The following is a 17997-nucleotide window of genomic DNA, read 5'->3' on the forward strand; positions in this document are numbered from 1 at the left end:
AGCCCTACCGGCTCAGCTTGTCCGCGTCCGGTTCCGGATCGCCGATGTGGCCCGGGGCGTTGGCCGCAAGGACGCGCTGCACGAACGCGCTGTATTCCTCCATGTAGTGCCGCAAAAGCCCGGCGGTGCCTTCGTCCTTAACTGAACCGTCGTCGTCGTACGCGTCCGCAACGAACCGGATGTACGCCTCCGGCGCGTTCAACTGCGGCGCGTCCAGGAAGCTCAACACGCTCCGCATGGACGACTGCATCACTGCAGTGCCGATGCCGCCCGGCGATGCGCCAATGATTCCCGTGGGCTTCCGGGCGAACGAGTTGGTGCCCCAGGGCCGTGAACCCCAGTCAATGGCGTTCTTCAGCGCGCCCGGGATGGACCGGTTGTACTCGGGCGACACGAACAAGATGCCGTCCGACGCCGCGATCGCGTCCTTCAGTTCCCGGCCTTCAAGCGGGAAATCTGAATCGTAGTCCGAGCTGTACAGGGGGAGGTCCTTGATGGCGATCTCATGGAATTCGAGCTCCGGTGGCGCCACGCTGATGAGCGCCTTGGAAAGGACCCGGTTGATGGAAGTACTTGAGAGGCTTCCGACGAAATAGCCGATCTTGAACGTGTCCATAGCAGCGTTCCTTCCCGACGGCACGGCCGGAACCGGCACGTCGACGGTGTGGTGGCTGGTTGCCCCCAGCTTCCACCGACCCTAGTGGACTTGTGCACATAGCGCAGCCCCCTACTCCCGCCCGGACCCCAGCGGTCATAGACTCATGCCAACTGGTTTCTGGAGTGTTCCGGAAGAGGGGTGGCGGGTGAAAGCAGGCATAGCGCGCGAGGCGCTCGATGGTGAGCGGCGTGTGGCGGCAACACCGGAAACGGTCAAGCAATTGGTGGGTCTGGGCCTGGCAGTGGACATCGAGTCAGGCGCGGGACTGGCCTCCGGCCATAGCGACGACGACTACCGGCAGGCAGGTGCCTCCGTAGTTCAATCGCTTGATCTCGGGGCGCTGGACGTCTACTGCCACGTGCGTCCCATCGAACCGTCGACGGCGGGGGCTCTCCGCCGGGATTCCGTCACGGTCGGCTTGGGATCGCCGTCGTCCGAGTTGCCAACGGTGCGGGCGCTCGCCGCTGGCGGCATCACCTCGTTTGCGATGGAATTGGTTCCGCGCATCTCACGAGCCCAATCAATGGACGCCCTGACGTCCCAGGCACTCGTTGCCGGCTATCGCTGCGTGCTGGAAGCCGCGATGCGGTTGCCTCGGTTCTTCCCCCTCTACATGACGGCCGCAGGAACCATTCCGCCTGCCAAGGTCCTGGTGTTGGGCGCCGGAGTCGCAGGCCTGCAGGCGATCGGAACTGCCAAGAGGCTGGGTGCCCGGGTTTCCGCCAATGACATCCGGCCGGCCTCGGCCGATGAAGTGGCGTCCATGGGCGGAACGTTCATCAAGCTGGACCTCGAAACGGCGGAAGCCTCGGGCGGGTACGCTCGTGAACTCAGTGCGGACAGGGGAGTTTTGCAACGGGCACTCCTGACGCCGTACGTGGCCCAGTCGGACGTCCTGATCACCACTGCAGCAGTACCGGGCAGACGCGCCCCGCTGCTGGTGAGCCGCGAAATGGTCCAAGGCATGCGCCCGGGATCTGTGGTGGTGGATCTCGCCGCGGAATCAGGCGGCAACGTTGAAGGCAGCATCCCGGGGCAGGACATCCTGGTCCCCTGTGCGGACGGGCAGGGCACGGTGACCTTGGTGGGAATCAAGGACGCCGCTTCCGCCATGCCCGCGGACGCCTCGCGATTGTTCGCCAAGAACGTTGCCAACCTCATCGCGCTCATGACACGGGACGGTGTTGTCTCCCCGGACTTTGACGACGAAGTTGTGGCAGGGACCTGCCTGACCCACCGCGGGGAGGTCCGGCACAGCCCAACGGCGGATGCGCTCACGGCACTCTCCGGGCTCGCGGGGGAGACGGTACCCCTTGAGAGTGCTCAGCCTGGAAGCGACCGGCCCGGAACTGAAGGAGCACACTGATGGATGGCATAAGCCTTCTGACAATTACGGTTCTTTCGGTGTTCGTAGGCTTTGAGGTTGTTTCCAAGGTCTCCAGCACCCTCCATACGCCCCTCATGTCCGGGGCCAACGCCATTCACGGCATCATCCTGGTGGGCGCCATCATCGTGGCCGGCCAAGCCGGCGATCCGTGGGTGCTCGCAGTTGCCCTCCTGGCAGTGGTGCTGGCCACGGCCAACCTCGTGGGCGGGTTCGTGGTGACAGACCGCATGCTGGAGATGTTCCGGGGAAGGCAACGGACGGCGTCGAAAGCTGATGCCGTGGAGCCCTCGGTTAAGGAGCGCCGCCCGTGACGCTGCTCAATCCCACCTGGACGGCACTCCTGTACCTCGCAGCGGCTGCCTGCTTCATTCTTGCCTTGAAGGGCCTGAATTCGCCCCGGACTGCCCGGCGTGGAAACCTCATCGGTGCCTTTGGCGCGCTGCTGGCCGTGGTGACAGTCTTCGTTTCCGTGAAACTGGACAACGTTCCTTGGATTCTGGGTGCCATCGCCGTGGGCTCCGGGGTGGCTGCGCCAGTGGCCCGCAGGGTACAGATGACGCAGATGCCGCAGCTTGTGGCGCTGTTCAACGGGGTTGGTGGTGGTGCAGCGGCGCTGGTGGCATTCCTTGAACTTCCGCATACGGACGATTCGTGGGTTCGCCTGGCGATTGTGTTCACGTTGCTGGTGGGCGCGGTGTCCTTCGCCGGCTCGGGAGTCACGTTCGCCAAGCTTCAAGGACTCATGACCACGCGGCCCGTGACGTTCCCCGGGCTACCTGCGCTGATGGCCCTGGTGTTGTTGGCCGCAGTGGCTGCCGGCGTCGTGGTGATCCTGGATGGCTCCTTGGGCCTGGCGCTGGTTCTGCTGGTACTGGGCCTGGTTGCCGGGGTCCTGCTGGTGCTGCCTGTTGGCGGGGCTGATGTGCCGATCGTCATTTCGCTGTTGAACGCGTTTACCGGTTTGGCAGTGGCGGCGTCAGGGCTGGTCCTCGGGAATGTGCTGCTGGTGGTTGCCGGAACGCTGGTGGGGGCATCGGGCACCATCCTCACCCGGGCCATGGCTGCGGCCATGGGACGAAGCGTTGCAGGCATCATGTTCGGCGCATTCAAGGGCGGCTCAACTGCTGGTTCCACGGAGGTGAGCGAGCGGCCGGTCCGGTCCTCCAGCGCCGAGGACGTCGCAGTGCTGCTTGGCTATGCGCAGCGGGTGATCATCGTTCCCGGCTACGGACTGGCTGTGGCCCAGGGGCAGCACACTGCAGCGGAGCTGGCGTTGGCCCTGGAGGCGCGCGGGATTGACGTCGCCTTTGCCATCCACCCTGTGGCGGGACGCATGCCCGGCCACATGAACGTGTTGCTGGCCGAGGCGAACGTTCCCTACGAGTCGCTAAAGGAGATGAGCGACATCAACTCGGAGTTCAAGACCACCGATGTTGCCTTGGTGGTGGGCGCCAACGATGTTGTGAACCCGGCGGCAAAGACCACCTCGGGCTCCCCGATTTACGGCATGCCCATCCTGGAGGTAGCGGATGCCCGGCAGGTGGTGTTCCTCAAACGGTCCATGCGCCCGGGGTTTGCCGGTATTGAGAACGAACTGCTGTATGAGCCGCAGACCACGCTGCTGTTCGGCGATGCGAAGGATTCACTGACCAAAGTGCTGGGGGCCGTGAAGGCGCTGTAGGTGGCCCACTGCCCTGAATTTGGCCCTGTAACTGCGTCATGTACCGATCGTTGAAGGCACTGGTCTTGTACAGAACCATGTACAGCAGGCTAGGAGTCGTCAAGTGCAAGACAGTAGGAAAGAGCCGTTGTTTGGGTTCCGCTTCGTCCAAGCACGGGGCAGGAGGGTAAATAATTGGAAGTTGCTGGTTGGCCAATCGGTTCAAGTCTGGCGTGGCAACGACATCGTGGACCAAGGCACGGTGGATGCCGTGACCTCCGACGGCAGAGCTATATGGCTCACGCAAAGGGGAGCTGTTGAACGGCGGATGGTGACGAAGGAACGCGGAACAGGCCTCCGGGTCCAGCTCATCAACTAAGCAGCAGGACTACGCTCCCCGGGCCTTCCCGGCGGCATGCCGTGGTCCTAAGCTGAACCGTACGAGTCGCCCCATCCATGCCGAGCCGCCATATCCAAGCGAGGTTGCGCCATGACCGTGAAACTCAACAATAAAGGCTTCGAGAATGCGAAGCGCCTGATCCGTGATGGGAAGACCGTGAAGGACACCCGCGATGACTGGAGCGAGCACTCCCCATCCACGGAGGATGAGAACGCGTTCCTGGATAAGCACGGACATGCCGAATACTCCAAGTGGTTCCTCGGCGTGGACGACGAACATCCCAACGACCAAAAGGGCCACTACAAGTTCCCCATCGGTGATTTCAAGAAGATCCACCGTTGCGGGGTGATCTCCGCCGAGAGCCGGGCCGGCCAGTACGACTATGACGACATCCGTGACGCCCTGGGGAAACTGCTGGACAAGATCGACAAGGATTGAACTGCCGTGGCAAAGCTCATCTACTCGGCCATCATGTCCCTGGACGGCTATGTCGCGGACACCGAGGGAAACTTCGATTGGAGTATGCCGGATGAGGAAGTGCACCGGTTCATCAACGAGCGTGAACGCCCGGTGCAGCACTACCTCTACGGCCGGCGGCTCTACGACGTCATGAGCGCCTGGGACAGCTGGGACACGAGGTCCGAACCGGCTTTCATCGACGACTTCGCACATCTCTGGCGACAGGCCGACAAAGTGGTGTTCTCCAGGACGTTGCGGGACCCGACCACCGGAAACACCAGGATTGAGAGCGATTTCAAGGCCGAGGATGTGCGGCAGCTCAAGGCCTCGGCTGCCACTGACATCCTGATCGGCGGCCCCGAACTTGCTGCTCAGGCATTCCGGGAAGGCCTGGTGGACGAATGCCAGCTCATCATTGTTCCTGTGCTGGTTGGCGGTGGAAAGAAGGGCCTGCCGGACGGCGTGGAGGCGCGGCTCGAACTTGTGCAGGAGCGCACGTTCAGTAGCGGCACCATCTTCCTCAAGTACCGCGTGCTGAAGTAAGCCCCTCCTAGGATTCCTTGGTTGCGGCGAAGAGCTGCCGGAGAGTGAAGAAACAACCCAGGGCGCCGAACAGGAGTGCCAGCAGGAAGTCCCCCATGTAGCCGGAAACGAAGTCCGGGTTGTAGGCAAAATTCTCGGCCATGAGGGCCCACGGCTCGGAATCCATCACCATGGCCAGCGGTTGGCGGCCAAGGAAGTTCACGGCATCGAGCCAGACTCCGCCGAGGAAGGACATCAGGGCAGTCGCAACGGTGACGACGGCGACCACCCAGACGCCCTTACGGCTGAGTGCGCCCGCGCCTGCGGCGTAGAACTTGGCAGCCATGAAAGCGGCCGCATAGGTGACCAAGGATGACATCCATCCAAGGTTCCAAATGATCATCCACAGGATGACGCCGATGGGCAGTGCAGCCAGTGCAAACAAGGCGCCCCGGCCGACGTCCTCGCGTGGGACAGTGTTGGTGGCAGCTGCCGTGTTGACCGGCCCGGACTGGGCGAACTGCTGGGACGGGTCGGCTTCGGGGTGCCAGGACGGAATCTCAGGTCCCTGCCCGGAGGGAACGCGAACTCCGAATTGTGGTTCCGGGCTTGCGTTTGAGCCGGGACCGCTGGATTCGGGCGCGTTGGATTGCGTGTTGTCAGACATGGGTCCCCCAGTGAGAGAAATCGTGCGATGCGAAAGTGACGGACAAATCCTCGCACGGCACCCGCATCCGTGGCGTTCTGGAACCCGATAGGGCCGGAATGTGTCGTCGCCGCTAGACCGGTTCCACGGATGGTGCGGAGGCCCCCGGACGGTATGCCAAGATTTCCGCAAGCTCTGCCAATCTATGTGCTCGCGCGGACTCGGCCGGAGTGAATGGCTCACCCGGGCGGGCGAAAACCAGCGGTCCATGCCAGGCCGTCGGAATCTTCAGGATGTCCGAAGGGCGCCCGATGCCGGCAGCCACCTCGCCCGCCTGACGTTCCGGATCAATGGGGACCACCTTCGCGGACAACAACTCGGCTACGGCCAAGGGAAGTTCCTGCGGGTTCCCCGCGACCCGGGCGGCGAGGCTCAAGGCTTTGGTTTGGCCGTCAGCCATGGCCAGCGCGGTGGTGGGCCACACCCGCGACTCGCGCCCGCCGCCGCCGTCGTCGATGGCTTTCAGAGTTCTTGCTCGGTCACGCTTCCCGGGGCGGACAGCACGAACTCGTCCATCACCACGCCGTCCATCCCCGCCCCGGCCATCACGTGGACGTGCAGGCTGAGAATGTTGGTGTCCAGCTTGGCGAGTGATTGGGTGATTTTCTGCAGTGAGCCTGGTTGGTCGTTGAGGAGAGTACGGGCCCGCCACAGGGCGGGCGCCTGGTGTAACTGCCTGCGCTGATGGAGGGCGGCAGCGTGCAGCCAGCGCCGGAGGACTTTCGCGGCGGATGGTTCAGCCACCCAGATGACCAGCACTGTAGCGGTGACCGCCAGCAGGAGAACCTTCCCCAGATACGGGAGGTGGGTTTCCACAACTGCGGCGTGCACCAGAAGTTCGATAGGAAGCATGACCGCGATGTTGGCCAGGGTGAGCCGGGCCTTGGGCGGTTCGGGCAACTGACCGCAGACATCACAGAGGAGGTCCGCGGTGACGGGAGTGCTCGGGATGGGCTTCATGGTTTCATGCTGCCCTGCGCCTGTTTCGAACCGGTTGCCTGTGCGTCACGTTCCGGGTACGGCCCGGTGAACGTGCGCTTCCTCCCGGTTTGTGCCCGCGTGATGTGGGCCGCCAACGCGAAACCCGGCGTTCTGGGAGGGAGAACGCCGGGTTTCGTGAAGCAACCGGGAAGGAGCGCAGGTGTGCGCTGGTCCTAGCGGATGCGGTCAGAATCCAAGTCCGAATCAAGGTCGGAATCCAGATCTGAACCGCGGTCCGTGGTGCGGTGTGCGGCCGCTTCCTTCAGGAGGTCGCGGATTTCAGCCAGGAGTGCGGTGTCCGCAGGCAGCGGCTCTTCCTCGGGCTCCTCGGTGGAGAGGCGATCCTTGACCAGTGAGTTGATCTTGTTCATGGGTGCTACGAAGATGAAGTAGACCACGGCGGCGGTGATCACGAAGGTCACCAGGGCAGTGAGTACAGCACCGAAGTTGATGAACGTGGCCGGGTTGTCCTGCCAGATCCGGAAGCCCAGGCCGTCTGCGTTCATGCCGCCGGCCGCGGCGATGACCGGGTTGATGATGTTGGTGGTGAAAGCAGCAACGAGGGCGGTGAACGCACTGCCGATGACCACGGCAATGGCCAGTTCGATCACGTTGCCGCGAAGTATGAAGTCCTTGAAACCCTTAAGCATGGAATGTCCTCCGATTGAGTGCGGGTGTCTGGCTCAAGCAGAGATCAAACTACCACTCCGAGGTTTCACGTGGGGGTCAAATGGCCGGTTTGGACACTTGACCCCCGCCGCATTCCTCAAGCAACCCGGTCAGATCAGGCCGAAGCCGCTTCGAGTTCATGGCCCGACACGGTGGCTCCCTTGCCCCGATTTACCATCAGGGCCAGCAGATCGAACACCACTGTTGCTGCGGCCACGCTGGTGATGTCGGCATGGTCATAGGCCGGGGCCACTTCAACGACGTCGGCGCCCACGATGTTGATGCCGTTCAGGCCCCGGAGGAGCGCCAGGAGTTCGCGGGAATGCAGGCCACCCATTTCCGGGGTGCCCGTGCCCGGTGCGTAGGACGGATCCAGGACGTCGATGTCGATGGAAACGTACACGGGAGTATCGCCCAACCTCTGCTTGACCTGGTCGATGGCCGCCGGGACACCTATGACATCCAAGTCGGAGCAGCGGATGATCTGGAAGCCGAATTCGTGGTCCCGGAGGAAGTCGTTGCGATCGTAGACCGGACCGCGGATACCGACGTGCATGGACTTGTCTTCAATCAGCAGGCCCTCCTCGAAGGCCCTGCGGAAGATGGTTCCGTGCGTGACCGGCTGGTCGAAGTACGTGTCCCAGGTGTCCAGGTGGGCATCGAAGTGGAGCAATGCCACCGGGCCGTGGACTGAGTTGAGGGCCTGCAACATGGGGAGTGCGATGGTGTGGTCGCCGCCGATGGAGATCAGCTTCTTGTCCTTGCTGATCAGGGGACGGGCCTGCTCTTCGATCTCGCGGATTGCCCGGGCAATGTCGTAGGGAGTGCACGCGATATCGCCGGCATCCACCACCTGGACTTCGTTGACCGGTTCGACGTCCAGCTCCGGGTGGTACCCGGGACGCAACAGGCGGGAGGCCTCACGGACGGCCGCCGGACCAAACCGGGCACCCGGGCGGTAGGAGGTGCCGCCGTCGAACGGGACACCGACAATCGCGATGTCATAGTCCGGAACGCGATCGATCTGCGGCAGCCTCGCGAAGGTACCCAATCCTGCGAAGCGGGGAACCTTGGTGGCATCGACGGGGCCAATGTGCTTGTGAGTGGTCATGACAGGGATCCTTCGGTTACTTTGTTGGTCTCCGGGGTGGCCGGCTTCTTTTTGCTGGTGAGTTCTGAGAGGGACTTGTTGGCTGTTTCCGGTGCGAGCAGGAACGTCGCCACCAAGCCCACCAAGGAGATGACGGCGCCGATGAGCAAGGAACCGGCGGCGCCAAAGCTCACGATTGCGATCGGCATCAAGTACGTGCTGGCGGCCGAACCGATCCGGCTGATCGCCGTACCGAAGCCCACGGCAGTTGCACGGACCTCCGTGGGGAAGAGCTCGTTGGGGTAGACAACTTCCAGGAAACTGGAGGCGCCGGAAGCCAGCGCGAAGACAGCCAAGGCGATGAACAGCGGTCCGGCCTGGACGTCGGGAATGAAGGCCGGGATGGCGAGGGCCACCACGATGACGCCGAAGCTCCAGAGAAGCAACTTGCGCCGTCCGATTCTTTCCACAAGCCAAAGTCCGGGGATGCCGCCCACCACGAACAACATGGAGATCAGGAACGATCCCCCGTAGAGGTTGGCGTCGCCGTGCATGCCGAAGGATGCCAGAAGGTCCGGTGCGAACGTATAGACAGCGAAGAGCGGGATCACCTGGGCCGTCCAGAAGATGGAAACGAACAACGTCCGCTTCCAGTACTGGCCCCGGAAGATGTCCAGGAACCGGCCCTGCTTGGCGGGACCCTCGCTGTCTGAGGCGATATCGCTCAGGCCGTACTGCTGTCCGTAGACCTTTTTGATGACTGCGTCAGCCTCATCGCGGCGCCCACGGGAGAGCAGCCAACGAGGCGACTCAGGGGTCCCGAGACGGCACAGCAGGGTAATGATGGCGAAGATCGCAGGGCTGGCAACCATCCAACGCCAGGCATCCGGTCCCATGTCCCGGAGCAAATATCCGACGGCGTACGCCACTGCCGCGCCAACCGCCCAAACCACGAAGGTGGCGCCCAGCAGACGGCCGCGGTGTTTCTTTGGCAGGAACTCGGCCAGCAGGGAGGTGGCGATGGGGTAGTCGGCGCCGATGGCCATTCCAAGGAAGAACCGGCACAGGACAACCTGCCACACTTCGGTAGCGAAGCCGTTCAGGAGTGAGAAGACAGCCAATGCGACCAGGTCGGCAATGTACATCTTGTGCCGGCCGATCTTGTCGGTGAGCCACCCGAAGACGGCACCGCCGAAGAAGATGCCCACCAAGCTGGCCGCGCCGATCAAACCGATTTCAGCTGTGCTGAGCTGCAGCCCCGGCGTCATGGTGATCAGGGCGATGCCGATGATCGACAACGCATAGCCGTCGATGAACGGACCACCCGAGGCGAAAAACGTCAGCTTCTTGTGAAACGCGGTCAGTGGGGCATCGTCAATGAGGTTGCTTGTTGCGCTCATTGCAACCCTCTCTCGTGAGTGCTCTTGGGGAGCGGGGGGAGTAAGTACTTCAATTCTTGGTGACGGGAGTCACTCCGACTATCTGCACTTTGAATACAAATGATGAAGACTCCTATACCTTTGTCTAAAAGCCGCCGGTGGATCACCACCCGAGCACAACCAGGAGCACAACCATGGCAATCACCGTGGCCGAACTCGTCGCCGAGCCCCAGCTTGGCCTCACCCTCCTGGCCGGAGCAGGGGGACGCGACAACCGCATCACCTGGGCCCACACCTCGGACCTGCCCCGGCTCTGGGAATGGGTGACGGGCGGCGAGCTCATGATGACCAATGGCTTGTCCATCCCCGCTGACGCCGCCGGGCAAGTGGCGCTCGCCGAGGCCTTGATGGACTCCGGCGCCAGCGCACTGGCGATCGGCGAGAAGATGCACGCGCCTCCCCTCACCGCAGAGTTCCTGGCGGCGTGCGAGCGGTTGCCCTTGCCCCTGATCAACATCCCGTACCCGTTGCCGTTCATCGCCATCGCCCGCTCGGTTGCGGAGGCGTCCCTGGTGGAAGAATCGCGCCGCCTCCGCCAGACTGCGCGGGTCTATGACCTCCTCCGGACCGCCGGGGCATCCGAGGATCATTGGCAGAGCCTCGTCCAAAGACTGGCCACCGAACTGGACTCCGAGCTGTTCGTGGTGGACCGCCGCTGTTTGCACCCATGGCATCCCGAAGGCCAGCCGCTTCCGGACTTCCTCGCCGCCGAATGGGCCCCGCTTCCCGGCAGGGTGTCCGTTGCGGGCAAGAACTTCCAGTGGCATCGGGTCCGCGGCAGTCACGTGCTGACCATGGATATCCCGACCCACGCGAATGCGCTCCTGGTGGTGTTGCCGAACGGCGAACCGCACCCGGACGCCGTCGTACTTCTTCATGCAGCGACCGTGCTGGGACTGCAGCTTTCGCGCATTGTCCTCTCGCTGGAAGGGCGGCACCGCTTGGCGGGAGAGTTCCTGCTGCAAGCCTTCGACGGCCGATTGGGGACGGCGGATATTGAGAGCCGCCTGGCCGCTTTCGATGTTCCTGCGCAGGATTTTCTGGTCGCCTCGATCGCAGCGGACGACGGCGACAGGCTGGCCAACGTGCACGTCGAGCTTTGGCGCCACGGAGTTTCGGCGGCCTCGTTGAGGCGCAACAACAGGCTTCACGTGGTGGTTGCCGGGGACGTTGCTGACGAGGTGTTGAGCCATTGCGCCGGCCCGACCGCCACGATCGGCATCAGTGCTCCAGCCGCTGTTGCCGGACTCCAGCGTGCGCTGCAGGAGTCACTGTGGGCCCTCGGCTCGGCCCGGGCGAACAAGCTGGGCTTGGCCCGCTATGCGCAAGGGCCGTCGTGGCTTGGCCTGACGGGCTTTGAGGAGGGAACGGCGCTGGTTCGGCGCCTCCTGGGCCCGGTTTTTGACTACGAACAGCGTCAGGACGGCGATCTCATTGTCACGTTGAGGACGTATTTGGACTCGCAACGTTCGTGGCAGAAGACCGCCGCGGCCCTGTTCGCGCACCGGCAAACCATCATCTACCGGATGCGGAAAATCGGTGAGCTGACGGGGTTGGACATGGGTGAAACGTCCACGGTGGCGCAACTCTGGTTCGCCCTGCAGATCCATGAAGCGATGAAGGACTGACGGCGCACTCCCGAATCTTCGCCTTGCGCAAGATCAAAAGTACCCGCTATGGTGTGAAGCGTGTCACTGAAGGTGATGCAACGCTTTTGATCTGCGGCGGGAGAGTCCTGCCGGTACATCCAGTCAGGCGCCGTAGGAGCAAATCCTCCCCAGGAATCTCTCAGGCCCATGTACCGCCGCGGTTAGGCAACTCTGGAAAGTAGTCCGGGCAACCGGACTCACCGACGGTGCAAGCAGGCTATCAATCCTGCGGAATCTCTCAGGTCCAATACAGAGCGGGGAGGAACCCCACATCATCGTGGCGCTCATTGGGCGCCTGAATCATGGAGTTCCTCTTGACTGTTAAATCAACCCCCACCGCCTTCGCGGACCGGCACATCGGCGCCCGTCGCCAGGCCGACGTTGACACCATGCTCAAGGCCATCGGCTACGACTCTGTCGACGGCCTGGTAGACGTCGCGGTCCCCGATTCCATCCGTCAGGACACTGCCCTGAAGCTGCAGGAAGCCCTTACCGAAGTTCAGGTGCTGGCCGAACTGCGGAAGCTCGCGTCGAAGAACAAGACGGCCGTGCAAATGATCGGCCAGGGCTACTACGACACCGTCACGCCCCCGGTCATCCGCCGCAACATCCTCGAAGCTCCGGCCTGGTACACGGCCTACACGCCGTACCAGCCCGAAATCTCCCAGGGTCGCCTCGAAGCGCTCCTCAACTTCCAGACCATGGTCCAGGACCTCACCGGACTGCCCGTGGCGAACGCTTCCCTGCTGGACGAAGCCACCGCCGTGGCCGAAGCCGTGCTGCTCATGCGCCGCGCCAACAAGAACAAGACTGCCAAGGATGGCAAGACCGTCCTGGACGTAGACCTCCTGCCGCAGACCATCGCCATTGTGCAGGGTCGCGCCGAGGCGCTGGGCTTCGAGGTCGAGATCGCCGACCTGTCGGCCGGTCTCCCGGACGGCGACATCAACGGCGTCGTCCTGCAGCAGCCCGGCGTTTCCGGCCGCGTCTTCGACCACACCGCAGTGATTGCTGACGCCAAGGAACGCGGCGCGCTGGTCACCGTCGCTGCGGACCTGCTGGCACTCACCCTCATCACGCCTCCGGGCGAACAAGGTGCGGACATCGCCGTCGGAACCGCGCAGCGCCTCGGCGTGCCGCTGTTCTTCGGCGGACCGCACGCGGCCTACATGGCTGTCCGCGAAGGCATGGAGCGCACGCTTCCGGGCCGCATCGTCGGCGTCTCCAAGGACAACGCGGGCGTTCCGGCGTACCGCCTTGCCCTGCAGACCCGCGAGCAGCACATCCGCCGCGAGAAGGCCACGTCCAACATCTGCACGGCACAGGCGTTGCTGGCCATCGTCTCCTCGATGTACGCCGTCTATCACGGCCCCGAGGGCTTGAAGGCGATCGCCGAAACCGTCCACGGCCACACCCGCACCCTCGCCACAGCCTTGAAGAAGGCCGGCCGCGAACTCGTCGCTGATTCCTTCTTCGACACCCTCACCGTCCGCGTCCCGGGCAAGGCGGACAAGGTCATCGCCGCCGCCGAGGCTCGCGGCATCAACTTGCGGATCATCGACGCCGACACTGTTGGTGTTTCGGTTGATGAAACCACGACGCCGGAGGTCCTGTCCGCGGTGGCCGTCGCCTTTGGTGCCGGTCCGGTAGGGGACGCCTCCGGGTTCGAACTGCCCGAATCCGCAGTCCGCACCTCTGATTTCCTGCAGCACCCGGTGTTCAACACGCACCGTTCCGAGACGCAGCTGTTGCGCTATATCCGCAAGCTGTCCGATCGGGACCTCGCGCTGGACCGCACCATGATCCCGCTGGGTTCGTGCACCATGAAACTGAACGCCACCGCCGAGATGGAAGCCATTTCCTGGCCGGAGTTCGCCTCGATCCACCCGTTCGCCCCGGATCACCAGACGGCGGGTTGGCGCGAACTGATCGAAGACCTGGAAGCGGACCTCACTGAGATCACCGGCTACGACCAGGTGTCCATCCAGCCGAACGCCGGTTCCCAGGGCGAGCTTGCGGGCCTGTTGGCGATCCGTGGATACCACCTCTCCCGTGGCGACGAGCAGCGCACTGTCTGCCTGATCCCGGCCTCGGCCCACGGCACCAACGCGGCCTCGGCTGTTCTGGCAGGCATGAAGGTTGTGGTGGTGGCGACGGCCGCTGACGGCACCATCGACCACGCTGACCTGACGGCCAAGATCGAGGCCAACAAGGACGTCCTGTCCTGCATCATGATCACGTACCCGTCCACACACGGTGTGTACGACGCCGACGTCCGCGAAGTCTGTGACGCCATCCACGAGGCCGGCGGCCAGGTCTACGTTGACGGCGCCAACCTCAACGCCCTGGTTGGTCTGGCGCAGCCGGGCAAGTTCGGCGGCGATGTGTCGCACCTGAACCTGCACAAGACCTTCTGCATCCCGCACGGCGGCGGCGGACCCGGCGTTGGCCCCGTTGCTGCCAAGGCACACCTCGCGCCGTTCATGCCCGGTGACGCGAACAATGCCGCCGCTGCCTCTTCCACCACGGGCGTCGCAATCTCCGCTTCGCGTTACGGCTCCGCCGGTGTCCTGCCCATCTCTTGGGCCTACGTGAAGCTCATGGGCGGCCAAGGACTCACCGAAGCCACCAAGTCCGCGCTGCTGGCCGCCAACTACGTTGCTTCCCGGCTGGATGAGCACTTCCCCGTCCTGTACACGGGCGAGGGCGGACTCGTTGCCCACGAGTGCATCCTGGATCTGCGCGAACTCACTGCCCGCACCGGAGTCACTGCCGAGGACGTGGCCAAGCGTCTCATCGATTTCGGCTTCCACGCTCCTACCCTCGCGTTCCCGGTGGCCGGGACCCTCATGGTGGAGCCCACCGAGTCCGAGGACCTGGCCGAGATCGATCGCTTCATCGAGGCCATGATCACCATCCGTGCCGAAATCGAGCAGGTGGCCAGCGGTGATTTCACTGTTGAGAAGTCGCCGCTGCGCAACGCGCCGCACACGGCTGCCGCCGTCGTGAGTTCCGCCTGGGGCCGTGACTACCCGCGTGAGCAGGCCGCCTTCCCGGTCCATCACCTCAAGCAGGACAAGTACTTCCCGCCGGTAGGCCGCATTGACGGAGCCGCGGGCGACCGCAACCTGGTGTGCTCCTGCCCGCCCCTCGAAGCGTTCGAGGACACCACAGCAGACTTCGAAAACTAAAGGACTGACTCCATGACTGAGAAGTACACCGCTCTCTACGAGCAGCACAAAACAGCCGGCGCCTCCTTCACGGACTTCGGCGGTTGGCAGATGCCGCTCAAGTACGAATCCGAGCTGGCCGAGCACCACGCTGTCCGTCAGTCCGCGGGCCTGTTCGACCTCTCCCACATGGGCGAAGTCTGGGTCAGCGGCCCTGACGCAGCAGCGTTCCTGGACTACGCGCTGGTGGGCAAGTTGTCCGCCATCGCGGTGGGCAAGGCAAAGTACTCGCTGATCTGCAACGCCGACGGCGGCATCATCGACGACCTCATTTCCTACCGTCGCCCCTCACCCGAAGAAGGCGTCGACAAGTACTTGGTGGTCCCGAACGCAGGCAACGCCAAGGTAGTTGCGCAGGCGCTGCTGGAACGCGCAGCCGGTTTCGACGTCGTCGTCGAGGACGTCTCGGCCGAGACCTCGCTGATCGCCGTGCAAGGTCCGAACGCTGAAGCGATCCTGCTGACGTTGGTCCCTGCCGAACAGCACACACTGGTCACCGAACTGAAGTACTACGCGGCCGTTGAGGTGTTGATCAACGGACAGGACCTCCTGCTGGCCCGCACCGGATACACCGGCGAGGACGGCTTCGAGATCTACATCCCCAACGTGGACGCCCCCGGTCTTTGGGAAGCACTCCTCGAAGCCGGCGAAGGCCACGGACTCATCCCCGCCGGCCTCGCCGCCCGGGATTCCCTGCGCCTCGAAGCCGGAATGCCCCTCTACGGCAACGAGCTCTCGCGCCACGTGAACGCCTACGCTGCTGGCCTGGGCCCCGTGGTTTCCCTGGCCAAGGAAAGCGACTTTGTTGGCCGGGACGCACTCACGGCCATCAAGGCTGCAGGCGTCGGATCCACCATCGGCCAGAAACTGGTGGGCCTCAAAGGCATCGGCCGACGCGCCGCCCGCGGCCACTACTCGGTCCTCAAGGACGGCTCGCTGATCGGCGAAGTCACCTCCGGCCAGCCGAGCCCGACGCTCGGCTACCCGGTGGCGTTGGCGTATGTCGACGTCGAATATTCCGAGCCGGGCACGATCGTCGACGTAGACCTTCGCGGCAAGGCAGAGCCGTTCGAAGTCGTTGCCCTGCCGTTCTACAAGCGCCAGAAATAAGCAGACCAGAAGTTAGGAATTGATATGAGCAAGGTAGTTGCTGAATTGAAGTACTCGGCTGAGCACGAGTGGGTTGCCGCTGACGGTGCCGGGCCTGTGGGGATCGGGATCTCCGCCGTTGCTGCTGATGCCCTGGGCGACATTGTGTACGTTGACCTGCCCGAGGTTGGTTCCACTGTGACCGCAGGCGAGACCTGCGGTGAGGTTGAGTCGACGAAGTCGGTCTCTGACCTGTACTCGCCGGTGACCGGTGAGGTGACCGAGATCAACGACGCCGTTGTCAGCGATCCCGCGCTCATCAACAACGATCCTTATGGCGCCGGCTGGCTGTTCAAGGTGGCCGCCACGGAAGAAGGCCCTCTCATGTCGGCCGAAGAATACGCTGCAACGAACGGCGGAGAACTGTGAACCCGGTATCTGTGACTGAGTACCAGCAGGTTGTTTCGGCGTCCTTGGATGCCCAGCTGTCCGAGCTGGATCCGGAGATCGCCGCGAAGATCGACGACGAACTGGGCCGCCAGCGCGATGGCCTGGAAATGATCGCCTCGGAGAACCACACAGCCGTGGCCGTCATGCAGGCGCAGGGCTCCGTGCTGACCAACAAGTACGCCGAGGGTTACCCGGGCAAGCGCTACTACGGTGGCTGCGAGCACGTCGACGTGATCGAGCAGCTCGCCATCGACCGCATCAAGGCACTGTTCGGTGCCGAATTCGCGAACGTCCAGCCTCACTCCGGTGCACAGGCCAACGCCTCCGTGATGCACGCGTTGATCAAGCCGGGCGACACCATCATGGGCTTGAACCTCGCCCACGGCGGCCACCTGACCCACGGCATGCGCATCAACTTCTCCGGCAAGCTCTACAACGTGGTCCCGTACGGCGTCCGCGAGGACACCCACACCGTGGACATGGTGGAAGTGGAGCGCCTGGCCCAGGAGCACAAACCGGCACTGATCGTAGCCGGCTGGTCCGCGTATGCGCGGCAGCTGGACTTCGCTGAATTCCGCCGGATCGCCGACTCCGTGGGTGCCTACCTGATGGTGGACATGGCACACTTCGCCGGCTTGGTGGCTGCGGGTCTGCACCCGTCGCCGGTCCCGCACGCCCACGTCACCACGTCCACGACGCACAAGACGTTGGCCGGCCCTCGTGGCGGCATCATCCTGTCCAACGACGCCGACATCGCCAAGAAGATCAACTCGGCTGTCTTCCCGGGCCAGCAGGGCGGTCCACTGGAGCACGTGATCGCGGGCAAGGCTGTCGCGTTCAAGATCGCTGCCTCGGAGGAATTCAAGGAACGCCAGGAGCGCGTTCTGGCCGGTGCGCGGATTCTCGCCGAGCGACTGACCCGCGAAGACGTGGCAGGGAAGGGCATCTCGGTGGTCTCCGGCGGCACCGACGTCCACCTGGTCCTCGTAGACCTGCGCAACTGCGAACTCGACGGCCAGCAGGCAGAAGACCGCCTCGCCGCGATCGACATCACCGTCAACCGCAACGCCGTACCCTTCGACCCGCGCCCGCCCATGGTCACCTCCGGCCTGCGGATCGGCACCCCCGCGCTCGCTACGCGCGGCTTCGGAGAGGCAGCCTTCCGCGAGGTTGCGGACATCATCGCCGAGGCATTGATCGCCGACGCCGGCACGGACCTTTCGGGTCTGCGTCACCGCGTAGAGGTACTCGCCGCGGCGCACCCGCTGTATCCGGGCACGGCGAACCTCAGCTAGCTAATCGGTTGCGTTGCCGCTGGTCCGACGGGCCGCGGCGCGCACGATGCACCTTGAACTCCCGGGTGTGGCATTTGCTGGGAACGAATGCCGCACACAAACACCGGGTTTGGAGGTTCGCACTGGGACCTCCACGGGGGCTGGGCCTGCCTTGGCTCGGGAATTGGCCCGGCCCCCACATTTTGTTGTGTTTCACTCTTCCCTGAAAGGGATCCCAGCCATGGCTGTTGGTGTTTTCGATTTGTTCTCTGTGGGTATTGGTCCGTCGAGTTCGCATACTGTGGGGCCGATGCGGGCTGCTGCGGTGTTTGCT

At 63.7% G+C, this 17997-nt stretch carries 17 protein-coding genes, 1 pseudogene and 1 riboswitch; of the genes and pseudogenes, 12 read left to right on the top strand and 6 right to left on the bottom strand.

Translation table 11 applies throughout. From position 1 onward, the window contains the following. Window positions 1-4: 4 nt before the first annotated feature. Window positions 5-616 carry an NADPH-dependent FMN reductase gene (locus ACFRJ9_RS19035; protein WP_377671152.1) on the bottom strand — a complete coding sequence of 204 codons (612 nt, stop codon included), beginning with the start codon at window positions 614-616 and terminating at the stop codon, window positions 5-7. 187 nt (window positions 617-803) lie between these two features. On the opposite strand from ACFRJ9_RS19035, the gene ACFRJ9_RS19040 reads away from it, so the two are divergent. The 6 genes from ACFRJ9_RS19040 to ACFRJ9_RS19065 all read left to right on the top strand — a co-directional run bounded on the left by ACFRJ9_RS19040 (window position 804) and on the right by ACFRJ9_RS19065 (window position 5107). Further along, window positions 804-2024: a Re/Si-specific NAD(P)(+) transhydrogenase subunit alpha gene (locus tag ACFRJ9_RS19040; RefSeq protein ID WP_377671155.1), complete on the top strand. Its 1221-nt coding sequence runs from the start codon at window positions 804-806 to the stop codon at window positions 2022-2024. Then, window positions 2024-2356 (top strand): NAD(P) transhydrogenase subunit alpha, encoded by a 333-nt coding sequence (locus ACFRJ9_RS19045; RefSeq protein WP_377671157.1) that lies wholly within the window; start codon window positions 2024-2026, stop codon window positions 2354-2356. Before ACFRJ9_RS19040 ends, ACFRJ9_RS19045 begins: the two co-directional genes overlap by 1 nt. Continuing rightward, entirely contained in the window at window positions 2353-3726 is a 1374-nt protein-coding gene (locus ACFRJ9_RS19050; protein WP_377671160.1) for an NAD(P)(+) transhydrogenase (Re/Si-specific) subunit beta, read from the top strand. Before ACFRJ9_RS19045 ends, ACFRJ9_RS19050 begins: the two co-directional genes overlap by 4 nt. 181 nt (window positions 3727-3907) lie before the next feature. Continuing rightward, window positions 3908-4084, top strand: a complete 177-nt coding sequence (locus ACFRJ9_RS19055) for a hypothetical protein (protein ID WP_377671161.1) — start codon at window positions 3908-3910, stop codon at window positions 4082-4084. 111 nt (window positions 4085-4195) lie between these two features. Further along, window positions 4196-4543, top strand: a complete 348-nt coding sequence (locus ACFRJ9_RS19060) for a hypothetical protein (protein WP_377671163.1) — start codon at window positions 4196-4198, stop codon at window positions 4541-4543. A 6-nt stretch (window positions 4544-4549) separates the two neighbouring features. Beyond that, window positions 4550-5107 carry a dihydrofolate reductase family protein gene (locus ACFRJ9_RS19065; RefSeq protein ID WP_377671166.1) on the top strand — a complete coding sequence of 186 codons (558 nt, stop codon included), beginning with the start codon at window positions 4550-4552 and terminating at the stop codon, window positions 5105-5107. Between the two features lie 7 nt (window positions 5108-5114). On the opposite strand, the gene ACFRJ9_RS19070 is transcribed toward ACFRJ9_RS19065, so the two are convergent. The 5 genes and pseudogenes from ACFRJ9_RS19070 to ACFRJ9_RS19090 form a co-directional block, all read right to left on the bottom strand. Beyond that, complete coding sequence (locus tag ACFRJ9_RS19070; RefSeq protein ID WP_377671168.1) at window positions 5115-5753, bottom strand: hypothetical protein; 639 nt, start codon at window positions 5751-5753, stop codon at window positions 5115-5117. A 112-nt stretch (window positions 5754-5865) separates the two neighbouring features. After that, window positions 5866-6752, bottom strand: a pseudogene (locus ACFRJ9_RS19075) (amino acid-binding protein). Between the two features lie 194 nt (window positions 6753-6946). Beyond that, window positions 6947-7423, bottom strand: a complete 477-nt coding sequence (gene mscL, locus ACFRJ9_RS19080; RefSeq protein WP_377671171.1) for a large conductance mechanosensitive channel protein MscL — start codon at window positions 7421-7423, stop codon at window positions 6947-6949. Between the two features lie 134 nt (window positions 7424-7557). Next, entirely contained in the window at window positions 7558-8553 is a 996-nt protein-coding gene (speB, locus tag ACFRJ9_RS19085) for an agmatinase (protein WP_377671173.1), read from the bottom strand. Then, complete coding sequence (locus tag ACFRJ9_RS19090) at window positions 8550-9932, bottom strand: MFS transporter (protein ID WP_377671176.1); 1383 nt, start codon at window positions 9930-9932, stop codon at window positions 8550-8552. Before ACFRJ9_RS19090 ends, speB begins: the two co-directional genes overlap by 4 nt. Window positions 9933-10105: 173 nt before the next feature. On the opposite strand from ACFRJ9_RS19090, the gene ACFRJ9_RS19095 reads away from it, so the two are divergent. From ACFRJ9_RS19095 to ACFRJ9_RS19120, 6 genes are all read left to right on the top strand, one after another. Then, window positions 10106-11599 carry a PucR family transcriptional regulator gene (locus ACFRJ9_RS19095; RefSeq protein WP_377671179.1) on the top strand — a complete coding sequence of 498 codons (1494 nt, stop codon included), beginning with the start codon at window positions 10106-10108 and terminating at the stop codon, window positions 11597-11599. A gap of 87 nt (window positions 11600-11686) precedes the next feature. Beyond that, window positions 11687-11785: riboswitch (glycine riboswitch) on the top strand. Window positions 11786-11934: 149 nt separating this feature from the next. Continuing rightward, window positions 11935-14811 carry an aminomethyl-transferring glycine dehydrogenase gene (gene gcvP, locus ACFRJ9_RS19100; RefSeq protein WP_377671182.1) on the top strand — a complete coding sequence of 959 codons (2877 nt, stop codon included), beginning with the start codon at window positions 11935-11937 and terminating at the stop codon, window positions 14809-14811. Between the two features lie 12 nt (window positions 14812-14823). Next, a complete protein-coding gene (gcvT, locus tag ACFRJ9_RS19105) occupies window positions 14824-15960 on the top strand; it encodes a glycine cleavage system aminomethyltransferase GcvT (RefSeq protein ID WP_377671184.1) in 1137 nt (378 codons plus the stop codon). Window positions 15961-15984: 24 nt separating this feature from the next. After that, the gene (gcvH, locus tag ACFRJ9_RS19110; protein ID WP_377671186.1) at window positions 15985-16368 is read left to right on the top strand and encodes a glycine cleavage system protein GcvH; all 384 of its coding nucleotides are present in this window, start codon (window positions 15985-15987) and stop codon (window positions 16366-16368) included. Next, window positions 16365-17684 carry a serine hydroxymethyltransferase gene (gene glyA / locus ACFRJ9_RS19115; RefSeq protein ID WP_377671188.1) on the top strand — a complete coding sequence of 440 codons (1320 nt, stop codon included), beginning with the start codon at window positions 16365-16367 and terminating at the stop codon, window positions 17682-17684. The genes gcvH and glyA overlap by 4 nt, the downstream gene beginning before the upstream one ends. Window positions 17685-17904: 220 nt before the next feature. Next, a partial coding sequence (locus ACFRJ9_RS19120; RefSeq protein WP_377671190.1) for a serine dehydratase beta chain occupies window positions 17905-17997 on the top strand: 93 nt, incomplete at its 3' end.

Origin of the sequence: Paenarthrobacter sp. NPDC056912, assembly GCF_042786555.1 — a bacterium.
In the GTDB taxonomy this organism is placed as follows: domain Bacteria; phylum Actinomycetota; class Actinomycetes; order Actinomycetales; family Micrococcaceae; genus Arthrobacter.